This window comes from Pseudomonas sp. Irchel s3b6 (assembly GCF_900187415.1).
In the GTDB taxonomy this organism is placed as follows: domain Bacteria; phylum Pseudomonadota; class Gammaproteobacteria; order Pseudomonadales; family Pseudomonadaceae; genus Aquipseudomonas.
On the sequence record NZ_FYDM01000004.1, the window covers coordinates 130266 to 141597 of the forward strand.

Consider the following 11332-nt stretch of genomic DNA (forward strand, 5'->3'; position numbering starts at 1 on the left):
GGCGACACCGGGGGAAAAAAGACAGCCTAGTATGCCCGCCATGAACCGCAAAAAAAACGCCTCAAAGCCAACTGCTTTGAGGCGTTCGTCATAAAAAGCGGATTACGGCCCTTTATTGATGCATTTTGAGCGTTAAACCAGGATCGAGGTGCCGGTCATCTCGGCAGGCTTTTCCAGCCCCAGCAGCTTGAGCATGGTCGGAGCCACGTCGGCCAGTACGCCGCCTTCGCGGACCTTGAGGTCGCGCTTGCCAAAATAGATGAACGGCACAGGCTCGGTGGTGTGGGCCGTGTGGGCCTGGCCGGTGGATTCGTCGGACATTTGCTCGACGTTGCCATGGTCGGCCGTGATCAGCGCTTCGCCGCCGACTTTTTCCAGTGCTTCGACAATGCGCCCCACACACAGGTCCAGGCATTCAACGGCTTTGACCGCAGCCTCGAGCACGCCGCTGTGGCCGACCATGTCGCCGTTGGCGTAGTTGACCACGATCACGTCGTAACGCTGGTGTTCGATGGCGTCGACGATCTTGTCGGTGACTTCAGGTGCGCTCATCTCAGGCTGCAGGTCGTAGGTCGCGACTTGCGGCGAAGGGATCAGGATGCGCTCTTCGCCCGGGAACGGTTCTTCACGACCGCCGGAGAAGAAGAAGGTCACGTGGGCGTATTTCTCGGTTTCGGCAATGCGCAGCTGGGTCTTGCCGTTCTTCGCCAGGTAGTCGCCCAGTACGTTCTCCAGGCTGCCCGGGGCAAAGGCCGACGGTGCCGGAATGCTGGCGGCGTATTGGGTCAGCATGACAAAACCGGCCAGTTTTGGCTGGCGGGCACGTTCGAATTCCTTGAACCCGTCTTCGACGAACACGCGGGTCAGTTCGCGGGCGCGGTCTGCGCGGAAGTTCATGAACACCACGGCGTCGCCGTCTTCGACTTTCACCGGCTCGCCAATGGTGGTGGCCTTGACGAATTCGTCGCTTTCGCCACGCTCGTAGGCGGCTTGCAGGCCTTCCTGGGCGGTGGCGGCGTTGAACTCACCCTTGCCGTCGACGATCAGGTTGTAGGCCTGGGAGACGCGATCCCAGCGGTTGTCGCGGTCCATGGCGAAGTAGCGACCCACCAGGCTGGCGATGCGGCCCTTGCCCAGGGTCCTGAAGGTTTCGTCCAGCAGTTCGATCGACGATTGGGCGCTTTTCGGTGGTGTATCACGGCCATCGAGGAAGGCGTGCAGGTAGATCTTCTCGGCGCCGCGCTTGAAGGCCAGTTCGGCCATGGCAATCAGGTGGTCCTGGTGGCTGTGAACGCCGCCGTCGGACAGCAGGCCCATGAAATGCACGGCCTTGCCGGCGGCAACGGCTTTGTCCACGGCTGCGCAGATGGTCGGGTTCTCGAAGAACTCGCCGTCGCGGATGGCTTTGGTCACGCGGGTGAAGTCCTGGTACACCACGCGGCCGGCGCCGAGGTTCATGTGGCCGACTTCCGAGTTGCCCATTTGCCCGTCCGGCAGGCCGACGTCCATGCCCGAGCCCGAGATCAGGCCATTCGGTACAGTGGCGTACAAACGGTCGAGGACCGGCTTCCTGGCCGCGAAGATGGCGTTGGACTCCTGGCTCTCACTGTGACCGAAGCCATCGAGAATCATCAGGACCAAAGGTTTAGGCGTGGTAGACATAGATTCCACTCGTGGCTGAGTTAAAAAGGGGCGATGGAAAAAGGGAGTGGCAGTTTAAAGCGAAGTTCCGACCGCGTCACCGCCGGACGGGGTTTGGCCCACCATAGTGGCTGTGTATACTGGCCGACATTTTAACGCCCTGGAACCTCCTTCGATGGTTGATCACCTGATTGCATTTGCCACTACCCACTATCTGCTTGTCGGCATCTTCGCCGTTCTGCTGGCGTTGCTGATCGCCCACGAGATGAAAGGCGGCGGCCGCAGCCTGAGCACTGGCGAACTGACCGGGCTGGTCAACAAAGACACAGGCGTGGTGATCGACATTCGTTCGAGCAAGGATTTCGCCGCCGGGCACATTGTTGGCGCGCTGAATATTCCTCACGACAAACTGGTTGCTCGCGTGGGCGAACTGGAAAAGCACAAGGCCAAGACCATCATCCTGGTCGACGCCATGGGCCAGACCGCCGGTACCCACGCTCGCGAACTGATGAAATCCGGCTTCACCGCCGCCAAGCTGTCCGGTGGGATCTCCAGCTGGAAAGCCGACAACCTGCCGCTGGTGAAGTGATATGTCGAACGTCGTCGTCTATTCCAGCGATTACTGCCCCTACTGCTCGCGAGCCAAGTACCTGCTTGAGAACAAGGGCGTAGCCTTCGAAGAGATCAAGGTCGATGGCAAACCGCAGGTGCGTGCCGATATGGCCAGCAAGGCCGGGCGTACGTCCGTGCCGCAGATCTGGATCGGTAGCACTCATGTGGGTGGTTGTGATGATCTGTTTGCCCTGGACCGCGCCGGCAAGCTCGACGCGCTGCTCAAGGCCTGACTGCTCCGTTCAAGAACAAGCAAACCTAAAAGACCCAAGATCAAGAAGGATCTGCGATGACTGACCAACAGAACACTGCTGCCAACGAAGAAGAAACTGCACCGCAATTCTCCCTGCAGCGCATTTACGTTCGTGACCTGTCCTTCGAAGCCCCGAAAAGCCCGGCGATCTTCCGCCAGCAGTGGGAGCCGAGTGTCGGTCTGGACCTCAATACCCGCCAGAAGGCTTTGGAAGAAGACTTCCACGAAGTCGTGCTGACCCTGTCGGTTACCGTGAAAAACGGTGACGAAGTGGCGTTCATCGCTGAAGTCCAGCAGGCCGGTATCTTCCTGATCAAGAACCTCGACCCGGCGTCGATGAGCCACACCCTGGGTGCTTTCTGCCCGAACATCCTGTTCCCGTACGCCCGTGAAACCCTGGACAGCCTGGTTACCCGTGGCTCGTTCCCGGCACTGATGCTGGCTCCGGTGAACTTCGATGCGCTGTACGCGCAAGAACTGCAGCGTATGCAGCAGGACGGCACACAGACCGTTCAATAAGCCGCGCCGCTAAACATCGCGGGCAAGCCCGCTCCCACAGGATTGCACAAAACCTGTGGGGGCGAGCTTGCCCGCGATTGTTTCTGTCAGGTGAAAACTCGCCGGGTGTTACTTGAAGCCCAGCTGACGCCAGCCCTCGTATACGGCAACCGCGACGGTGTTGGACAGGTTCAGGCTACGGCAGCCTTCGCGCATGGGCAGGCGCAGGCGGTGGCCGTCTGGCAGGGCGTCCAGTACCTCGGCGGGCAAGCCACGGCTCTCGGGGCCGAACAGGAACGCATCACCCTCGGCGAAGCTGGCGTCGTGGAATGGCCGCGAGCCCTTGGTGGTGAAGGCAAACAGGCGTGGGTGGCCGAGACTTTCCAGACAGCTGGCGAGGTCGGCGTGGCGCTGCAGGGTGGCATACTCGTGGTAATCGAGGCCGGCCCGGCGCAGGCGCTTGTCATCCATCTCGAAGCCCAGCGGCTCGATCAAATGCAGGTGGCAGCCACTGTTGGCGCACAGCCTGATAACGTTGCCGGTGTTCGGTGGAATTTCCGGTTGAAAAAGGATGACGTGAAACATGCACGGCTCCGAAGGTAAAGATGGGCAGCATTCTACGCCTGAAGTGGACTCGCGACCGAAGCTATTCCCGCGGGTGATGGCCTCGTTGGCGATTGTCGGCCTGATGGTGGGCTTGATGATCGGCCGCCTGAGCAGCCCCGAGCCGACCGAATTGCAGCAGGTCGAGGTGACGGGCGATGGCCTGGTGGTGTGGTTCAACAACGAACCCGGGATGCACGGTGAGTTGATCGACGGCAGTGTCGCGCTGCTGTTCGAGGCCCAGGGCAAGGCGCAGAAAGGCCAGCTCAGGCTCAACGGCAAGGACGTGAACTGGCGGGTGCGGTTAAGTGACAAGGGGCTGTTGCTGACACTGGTGGCGGCCCGGCCATTGAAGGGCGATTGGGCCGGCAGCGAGGTGGACGATCGCTGGCGATTGGAGATCCGTCTCCAGGAGCAATAAAGAGGGAATCCCGGCCTGCCTGTACCAAGGACCCCAAAGCGGCAGGGGCTCGTCGCGGTCTGCGTGATGAGCCCCGGGTGTAAAGAGGGGAATCCCCGGCCTGCCTGTACCAAGGTCCCCGAAACCGGGTAGTGACTGGACTATTGCAGGGGGCGTGCCAGAACTCTCTAGTTGTGCCAAAAAATCTCAGCTAAAAGCGCAAAGCCCCGGAATACGGGGCTTTGGTGTTTTCAGGGACTGATGTTTTTAAGGTGTCGGGTCGTTTTCGGTTTGGGGACTGTGCGCACTGCTGGAACGCAGTGCATTGAAGCGGTGCATCAACTGTAGGAGCGAGCTTGCTCCGGGCGGCGCTCCGACGATGGTCGTCAACGATGGCGCATGTCGTCTGGATGACCGCGCTGTCTTGACGTTTTTCGCGAGCACTCGAGCGTCGACCGGCTGCTCCTACAGTAGGGCGTGTCATTCAGCCTTCGTCGCCCTCGTCATCATCCCCGCCGTCGACCTTCATCCCCAGTTCCTTGATCTTGCGGGTCAGGGTGTTGCGACCCCAGCCCAGTAGCACGGCGGCGTCGCGACGGCGGCCTGCGGTGTGCTTGAGGGCGGTTTCGATCATGATCCGTTCGAAGCTGGGGACTGCGCTGTCGAGCAGGTTCGACTGACCGCGTGCCAGTGCCTGGTCAGCCCACTGGCGCAGCGCTTGCTCCCAGTTGGTCACCGGCGCCGAATCCTGCGGCAGGCTCAGCAGTTCTGGCGGCAGGTCGCCGATGTGCACTTCGCGACCCGAAGCCATCACCGTGATCCAGCGGCAGGTGTTCTCCAGTTGGCGCACGTTACCCGGCCATGGCAGGTTCTTCAGGTATTCCTCGGTTTCGCTTTTCAGCAGCTTCGGCTCCACCGCCAGTTCTTGCGCGGCGCGGGACAGGAAGTGCTTGGCCAGGGTCGGGATGTCTTCACGACGATCCGACAGGCGCGGAATGTGAATGCGGATCACGTTCAGGCGGTGAAACAAGTCCTCACGAAATTTCCCGGCATGCACCAGGGTCTCCAGGTTCTGGTGAGTCGCCGCGATGATGCGCACGTCGACCTTGACCGGCACATGGCCGCCGACCCGGTAAAACTCACCGTCCGCCAGCACCCGCAGCAAGCGGGTCTGGGTGTCGGCCGGCATGTCACCGATTTCATCGAGGAACAGGGTGCCGCCATCGGCCTGTTCAAAGCGCCCGCGTCGCAGGTTGGCGGCACCGGTGAATGCGCCTTTCTCGTGGCCGAACAGCTCGGACTCCATCAGGTCCTTGGGGATCGCTGCCATGTTCAAGGCGATGAACGGTGAGGCCGCCCGTGGGCTGTGGCGGTGCAGGGCGTGGGCCACCAGCTCTTTACCAGTACCGGATTCGCCATTGATCAGCACGGTAATGTTGGAGTGGCTCAAGCGTCCGATGGCGCGAAACACTTCCTGCATGGCGGGCGCTTCGCCAATGATTTCCGGCGTGCGGGTCAGGGTCGGGGCGACTTCCAGCCCTTGCTGTTCCTGGGCATGCTGATTGGCGCGCTTGACCAGCGATACCGCTTCGTCGACATCGAACGGCTTGGGCAGGTACTCGAATGCGCCGCCCTGATAGGACGCGACAGCGCTGTCCAGGTCGGAGTGGGCGGTCATGATGATCACGGGCAGCCGTGGATGTTGTTCGCGGATCCGGGCCAGCAGGTCCAGGCCACTGGCACCGGGCATGCGGATGTCAGAGATGATCACGTCCGGTTGCTGGCGTGCCAGGCGGCTCATGACGCCGTCGGCGCTGTCAAAGCTTTGCGTGGTCATGCCTTCCTGTTGCAAGGCTTTTTCCAGAACCCAACGGATAGAACGGTCGTCATCGACGATCCACACGGTTTCACTACGGCTCATGTCGATGTGGCTCCTTGTTCCAGTGGCAGAAAGATCGAGAACGTGGTGTGGCCTGGATGGCTGTCACATTCGATCAGGCCCTGGTGCTGGCTGATGATGTTCTGGGTAATGGCCAGGCCCAGCCCGGTACCGTCCGGGCGACCGCTGACCATGGGGAAGAAGATGGTTTCCTGCAGGTCGGCGGCAATGCCCGGGCCGTTGTCGATGATCTCGATCTTGGTCACCAGGCGATGGCGGACGTGGCCGATGGTGAACTGGCGCATGGCGCGCGAGCGCAGGGTGATTCGTCCCAGGCGCAGCTCGTTCTGGCTGCTGATGGCCTGCATCGCGTTGCGCACGATGTTCAGTACCGCCTGGATCATTTGTTCGCGGTCGATCAGCACGTCCGGGATGCTCGGGTCATAGTCGCGCACCAATGTGATGCAGCCCTGGCTTTCGGCCTCGACCAGATTGCACACGCGCTCCAGTACTTCGTGAATGTTGCACATGGCCAGCGACGGCAGCTTGTTTGAGCCGAGCATGCGATCCACCAGGTTCCGCAGGCGGTCGGCTTCCTCGATGATGACGTTGGTGTAGTCCTTGAGGCTTTCTTCCGGCAGCTCGCGAGCCAGCAGCTGGGCCGCGCCGCGAATCCCGCCCAGTGGGTTCTTGATCTCGTGAGCGAGGCCGCGCACCAGCATTTTGCTGGTCTCCTGCTTGGACAGCTGCGCTTCCTCCTTGGTGATGCGCAGCAAGCGGTCGCGTGGGTGTACTTCCAGCAACAGCAGGGTGGTGCCATTGCTCAGGATCGGTGTCACGGCGTAGTCGACGGTCAGGGTCTGGCCGGTCAGGGCGGTGAGCATCGCTTCACGCTTGGTGAACGGGTGCGCCTGCTCGACGGCCTGGCGTAAGGAGTTCAGGGCTTCGGTCGACTCGGTAAACAGCTCACTGATGAACTGGCCGTGGCTGCGCTGGCCGCTGATGGCCAGGAGCATTTCCGCGGCCGGGTTCATGTACTCAAGCCGCAGTTCGGCATTGAGCAGAATGGTCGCGGTGGTCAGGTTGTCGAGTAGCAAGCGGTGCAGTGCGTCGCTGATGGTCATTAGGACCTCTTTTGGAGCAAGGCAACCCGGGGCCGGTCCCGGATTACGCGCGCGAATAAATCGCTGATGCGAGGAAAATGCAAAAACCAAACCAAGGCTCCGAAAAGAAGCAATAACCCCCTGAAACGGGCGTTTTAAGTTCTATTACGTGGCGCTATGCCAGCTTTGTCGGGTATTTTCGAACCAAAATGGGTTGTCATGTGACAAGGGTGCAACCAATCGCACCAATATAGTGCGTAAACCTGAATGACGTCAGAAGAAAGAAGATTTCGTTTTTTTCTTCAAGGCGGCCACGGATCGCCGCCTGTCAGCGCTTCAGGGTTTGCGCGCCCGCTGCAGGCTGAAGGTGATCGCGGGGCTCTGTTGCACCGGGGTGTCTCCCGCCAGTACCTGAACGGCGAGGCTGTGCTCGCCACGGTCGATGTTGACCAGTTGCAGGCGCGGCACGTTGCTCGGTTGACCATAGGGCTGGCCGTCCAGCAGCAGGCGCAACCGATGGGCTTCCTGCAGGTGCGGTTCAATCCGCACACCAACGGTGAAGGTGCCGTTGTTGGCGCGAAGGGCTTCGTGCGTGGGCAGGCCGGTCAGCTCCAGTGTCGAGTACGCGCGGGTGTTCTCGGTGCGCGGGGCTGCTTGCACGGTGGTGGGTGATGTCGGGAACGAAAGGGTGTTCATTGGCGCAGGTTCAATCACCTGGCTCTCCACGCCATCGGGTGGCCGACTGCTGTAGGCGGTGTTGCCGTGAGCGTCGGTGTACACATGGATCTGTGCAGTGGCGGGCAGGGTGATCAGCAGCAACATCCACAGAGAACCGCGAGACATAAGGTCAACCAATGCGCAGGTGTTGGCTCGTAGCATAAGGCAGGCCGGGTGGCTGGCCCAAGTCGCGAAAGGGTTGCGCATGGTTTCCTGGCGTTTCTCGAAACGACAGCCGCTCTATCAAGGTGCCTGGATTGAGCTCACAAAAAAGGCCTCCCGAAGGAGGCCTCTTTAGGGGCGCGCTGCTTGCGCAGGCGCTACTGGATCAGCAGCTGTAGTACAGCTCGTATTCCAGTGGGTGTACGAAGGTACGAACCTTGATTTCTTCTTCGCTTTTCAGGGCGATGTAAGCGTCGATGAAGTCGTCGCTGAAAACGCCGCCTTTGGTCAGGAACGCACGACCTTTGTCCAGCTCTTCCAGGGCTTCTTTCAGGCTGCCGCAAACTTGTGGGATCTCTTTGGCCTCTTCAGGCGGCAGGTCATACAGGTTTTTGTCAGCAGCGTCGCCAGGGTGGATCTTGTTCTGGATGCCGTCCAGGCCAGCCATCAGCAGTGCAGCGAAGCCCAGGTATGGGTTGGCTGCTGGATCCGGGAAGCGGGCTTCGATACGGCGAGCGCGAGGGCTGGACACGTAAGGAATACGGATCGAAGCGGAGCGGTTGCGAGCCGAGTAGGCCAGCATGACCGGAGCTTCAAAGCCTGGGACCAGACGCTTGTAGGAGTTGGTCGACGGGTTGGTGAAGCCGTTCAGGGCCTTACCGTGCTTGATGATGCCGCCGATGAAGTACAGGGCGGTGTCGGACAGCCCGGCATAGCCTTCGCCTGCGAAGGTGTTCTTGCCATCTTTGGCGATGGACAGGTGAACGTGCATGCCCGAACCGTTGTCGCCGTACAGTGGTTTAGGCATGAAGGTCGCGGTGCGGCCGTAGGCATCGGCAACGTTGTGTACGCAGTACTTCAGGGTCTGAACTTCGTCAGCCTTGGCAACCAGGGTGTTGAACTTCACACCGATTTCGTTCTGGCCGGCAGTCGCCACTTCGTGGTGGTGAACTTCGATGACCAGGCCCATCTCTTCCATGGCGTTGCACATGGAGGTACGGATTTCGTGGTCGTGGTCGAACGGCGGAACAGGGAAGTAGCCGCCTTTGACGCCTGGACGGTGGCCTTTGTTGCCGCCTTCCACGTCCTGGTCGGACATCCACGAACCTTGTTCGGAGAAGATCTTGAACATCGAGCCGGAGATGTCGGACTTGAACTTCACTTCGTCGAAGATGAAGAATTCTGGCTCTGGACCAACAAATACGGTGTCGCCGATACCGGTCGACTTCAGGTATTCCTCGGCGCGCTTGGCGATCGCACGTGGGTCGCGGTCGTAGCCTTGCATGGTCGAAGGCTCGATCACGTCGCAGACCAGGATCAGGGTCGGCTCTTCGGTGAACGGGTCGAGGACGGCAGTGGTGTCGTCCGGCATCAGGATCATGTCGGAGGCTTCGATGCCTTTCCAGCCGGCGATGGAGGAACCGTCGAACATTTTGCCTTCTTCGAAGAAAGCATCATCCAGCGCGTCGCGAGCCGGCATGGTCACGTGGTGCTGAGTGCCTTTGGTGTCCGTGAAGCGCAGATCAATCCATTTGACGTCATGATCTTTGATGAGTTGAACCGACTTCGACATAGTGTCCTCCGGGTGGCTTCGGGCTTAGTAATGGATAGCCCTTGGAATGTGGGTGATGCCGGCGCGAATACTCTGCCAAGGCAACCTGCCTCACAAGGGAGCAAATTGCATGCCAGTGCCCCGACTTGGGTTTTTTGCCCCAATATCACGCTTATAAAGGCGCAAAGCCCTGAAATACGAAAAATAGCGCCCTCTAATGTAGCGCCATCCGCTGCAAATGACCCGTTTTGGTGCATCGAAAACCTTCTGCATATTAACTGGTTAAACCTTGAGCAATTTCCGCTATAATCCGCGCCCCCCTTTTTCGGCTGGCCGTGCGCGCGCTGTTTTCATGAAACTAATCGTAAAAGTCTTCCCCGAGATCACCATCAAAAGCCGCCCGGTACGGATGCGTTTCATCCGTCAGTTGGCCAAGAACATCCGTGCCGTGCTCCGCGATCTGGACCCGGCCGTGGTGGTGAACGGCGTGTGGGACAATCTCGAGCTGGAAACGCACGTCACCGACCCCAAAGCCTTGAAGGACATGACCGAGCGCCTGAGCTGCATGCCGGGTATCGCGCATTTCCTGCAGGTCGACGAGTACCCGCTGGGCGACTTCGACGACGTCGTCGCCAAGTGCAAGCTGCACTTCGGCGAGGCGCTGGCCGGGAAGATTTTTTCGGTGCGCTGCAAGCGTGCCGGCAAGCACGAATTCAGCTCGATGGACGTCGAGAAATACGTCGGCAGCCAGCTGCGTCGTCAGTGCGGCGCAGCCGGGATTTCCCTGAAAGAGCCGCAAATCGAAGTCCGCATCGAAATTCGCGACAAACGGTTGTTCGTGATTCACAACCAGCACAACGGCATCGGCGGTTATCCGTTGGGCGCGCTGGAACAGACCCTGGTACTGATGTCCGGCGGTTTCGATTCCACTGTCGCGGCCTACCAGATCATGCGTCGCGGGCTGATGGCGCACTTCTGCTTCTTCAACCTCGGTGGGCGTGCCCACGAGTTGGGCGTGATGGAAGTCGCGCACTTCATCTGGAAGAAGTACGGCAGCTCCCAGCGCGTGTTATTTGTCAGTGTGCCGTTCGAGGAAGTGCTGGGAGAAATTCTCGGCAAAGTCGATAACAGTCATATGGGCGTAGTATTGAAGCGTATGATGTTACGCGCTGCGTCCCGAATCGCGGATCGACTGGATATCGAGGCGCTGGTCACTGGTGAGGCGATTTCCCAGGTTTCCAGCCAGACGCTGCCGAACCTGTCGGTGATCGACTGCGTGACCGACAAGCTGGTATTGCGCCCGCTGATCGCCAGTCACAAGCAGGACATCATCGACCTGGCCAACGAAATCGGCACCGCCGACTTCGCCAAGCACATGCCGGAGTACTGCGGGGTCATCTCGGTGAACCCCAAGACCCACGCCAAGCGTCCGCGCGTGGAGCATGAAGAGACAGAATTCGATATGGCCGTGCTCGAGCGTGCGCTCGAGAACGCCAAACTGGTGCCGATCGATCGGGTGATCGACGAGTTGGGCCAGGACTTGCAGATTGAAGAAGTCAGCGAAGCGCTGGCCGGTCAGATCGTCATCGACATCCGTCACCCGGATGCCGCTGAAGACGACCCGCTGGAGTTGGCTGGCGTCGAGGTACAAACGATGCCGTTTTATGCACTGAACGCTCGTTTCAAGGAACTGGACCCTACTCGCCAGTACCTGCTGTATTGCGACAAAGGCGTGATGAGTCGCCTGCATGCTCACCATTTGCTCAGTGAGGGGCATGCCAATGTGCGCGTTTATCGACCGAGCTAAGAGCCCGGGGCTGTATGCCTGTGGCCTGCGTCACCGGCCCCCCGACTCTGCCGTCAAGCTGTAACGGCAAGGCCTGACTCTACTGTAAATCGCTGCCAAGACTTG

General features: G+C 60.1%; 11 protein-coding genes. 5 read left to right on the top strand and 6 right to left on the bottom strand.

Going from position 1 to position 11332, the window contains the following annotated elements; genetic code table 11:
- Window positions 1-132: 132 nt before the first annotated feature.
- Entirely contained in the window at window positions 133-1662 is a 1530-nt protein-coding gene (gpmI, locus tag CKW07_RS09040) for a 2,3-bisphosphoglycerate-independent phosphoglycerate mutase (protein ID WP_095144582.1), read from the bottom strand.
- 154 nt (window positions 1663-1816) lie between these two features.
- On the opposite strand from gpmI, the gene CKW07_RS09045 reads away from it, so the two are divergent.
- Genes CKW07_RS09045 through secB form a run of 3 tightly spaced genes read left to right on the top strand, consistent with a single transcriptional unit; the run spans window position 1817 to window position 3025 of the window.
- A complete protein-coding gene (locus tag CKW07_RS09045; RefSeq protein WP_095144583.1) occupies window positions 1817-2230 on the top strand; it encodes a rhodanese-like domain-containing protein in 414 nt (137 codons plus the stop codon).
- A 1-nt stretch (window position 2231) separates the two neighbouring features.
- Window positions 2232-2486: a glutaredoxin 3 gene (grxC, locus tag CKW07_RS09050; RefSeq protein ID WP_095077952.1), complete on the top strand. Its 255-nt coding sequence runs from the start codon at window positions 2232-2234 to the stop codon at window positions 2484-2486.
- Between the two features lie 56 nt (window positions 2487-2542).
- A complete protein-coding gene (gene secB, locus CKW07_RS09055; protein WP_095144584.1) occupies window positions 2543-3025 on the top strand; it encodes a protein-export chaperone SecB in 483 nt (160 codons plus the stop codon).
- Between the two features lie 108 nt (window positions 3026-3133).
- Here secB and CKW07_RS09060 read toward each other — a convergent pair whose 3' ends face one another.
- Complete coding sequence (locus CKW07_RS09060) at window positions 3134-3589, bottom strand: tRNA (cytidine(34)-2'-O)-methyltransferase (RefSeq protein WP_095144585.1); 456 nt, start codon at window positions 3587-3589, stop codon at window positions 3134-3136.
- On the opposite strand from CKW07_RS09060, the gene CKW07_RS09065 reads away from it, so the two are divergent.
- Window positions 3588-4028: a hypothetical protein gene (locus CKW07_RS09065; protein ID WP_095144586.1), complete on the top strand. Its 441-nt coding sequence runs from the start codon at window positions 3588-3590 to the stop codon at window positions 4026-4028. The genes CKW07_RS09060 and CKW07_RS09065 overlap by 2 nt on opposite strands.
- A gap of 463 nt (window positions 4029-4491) precedes the next feature.
- Here the strand turns inward: CKW07_RS09065 and ntrC are convergent, their stop codons facing one another.
- The 4 genes from ntrC to glnA form a co-directional block, all read right to left on the bottom strand.
- Window positions 4492-5928 (bottom strand): nitrogen regulation protein NR(I), encoded by a 1437-nt coding sequence (gene ntrC / locus CKW07_RS09075; RefSeq protein WP_095144587.1) that lies wholly within the window; start codon window positions 5926-5928, stop codon window positions 4492-4494.
- Window positions 5925-7010, bottom strand: a complete 1086-nt coding sequence (glnL, locus tag CKW07_RS09080; protein ID WP_095077956.1) for a nitrogen regulation protein NR(II) — start codon at window positions 7008-7010, stop codon at window positions 5925-5927. Before glnL ends, ntrC begins: the two co-directional genes overlap by 4 nt.
- A 315-nt stretch (window positions 7011-7325) precedes the next feature.
- Window positions 7326-7832: a DUF4124 domain-containing protein gene (locus CKW07_RS09085; protein ID WP_095144862.1), complete on the bottom strand. Its 507-nt coding sequence runs from the start codon at window positions 7830-7832 to the stop codon at window positions 7326-7328.
- Window positions 7833-8034: 202 nt separating this feature from the next.
- Entirely contained in the window at window positions 8035-9441 is a 1407-nt protein-coding gene (gene glnA, locus CKW07_RS09090; protein WP_095077959.1) for a glutamate--ammonia ligase, read from the bottom strand.
- Between the two features lie 331 nt (window positions 9442-9772).
- Between glnA and thiI the strand changes: the two genes are divergently transcribed.
- Entirely contained in the window at window positions 9773-11227 is a 1455-nt protein-coding gene (gene thiI, locus CKW07_RS09100) for a tRNA uracil 4-sulfurtransferase ThiI (RefSeq protein ID WP_095144589.1), read from the top strand.
- The last annotated feature ends 105 nt before the right edge of the window (window positions 11228-11332 follow it).

Coding starts and splice junctions, on each gene's coding strand:
- gpmI (WP_095144582.1), bottom strand. CDS start 1,662: ATGTCTACCACGCCTAAACCTTTGGTCCTGATGATTCTCGATGGCTTC.
- CKW07_RS09045 (WP_095144583.1), top strand. CDS start 1,817: ATGGTTGATCACCTGATTGCATTTGCCACTACCCACTATCTGCTTGTC.
- grxC (WP_095077952.1), top strand. CDS start 2,232: ATGTCGAACGTCGTCGTCTATTCCAGCGATTACTGCCCCTACTGCTCG.
- secB (WP_095144584.1), top strand. CDS start 2,543: ATGACTGACCAACAGAACACTGCTGCCAACGAAGAAGAAACTGCACCG.
- CKW07_RS09065 (WP_095144586.1), top strand. CDS start 3,588: ATGCACGGCTCCGAAGGTAAAGATGGGCAGCATTCTACGCCTGAAGTG.
- CKW07_RS09060 (WP_095144585.1), bottom strand. CDS start 3,589: ATGTTTCACGTCATCCTTTTTCAACCGGAAATTCCACCGAACACCGGC.
- ntrC (WP_095144587.1), bottom strand. CDS start 5,928: ATGAGCCGTAGTGAAACCGTGTGGATCGTCGATGACGACCGTTCTATC.
- glnL (WP_095077956.1), bottom strand. CDS start 7,010: ATGACCATCAGCGACGCACTGCACCGCTTGCTACTCGACAACCTGACC.
- CKW07_RS09085 (WP_095144862.1), bottom strand. CDS start 7,832: ATGTCTCGCGGTTCTCTGTGGATGTTGCTGCTGATCACCCTGCCCGCC.
- glnA (WP_095077959.1), bottom strand. CDS start 9,441: ATGTCGAAGTCGGTTCAACTCATCAAAGATCATGACGTCAAATGGATT.
- thiI (WP_095144589.1), top strand. CDS start 9,773: ATGAAACTAATCGTAAAAGTCTTCCCCGAGATCACCATCAAAAGCCGC.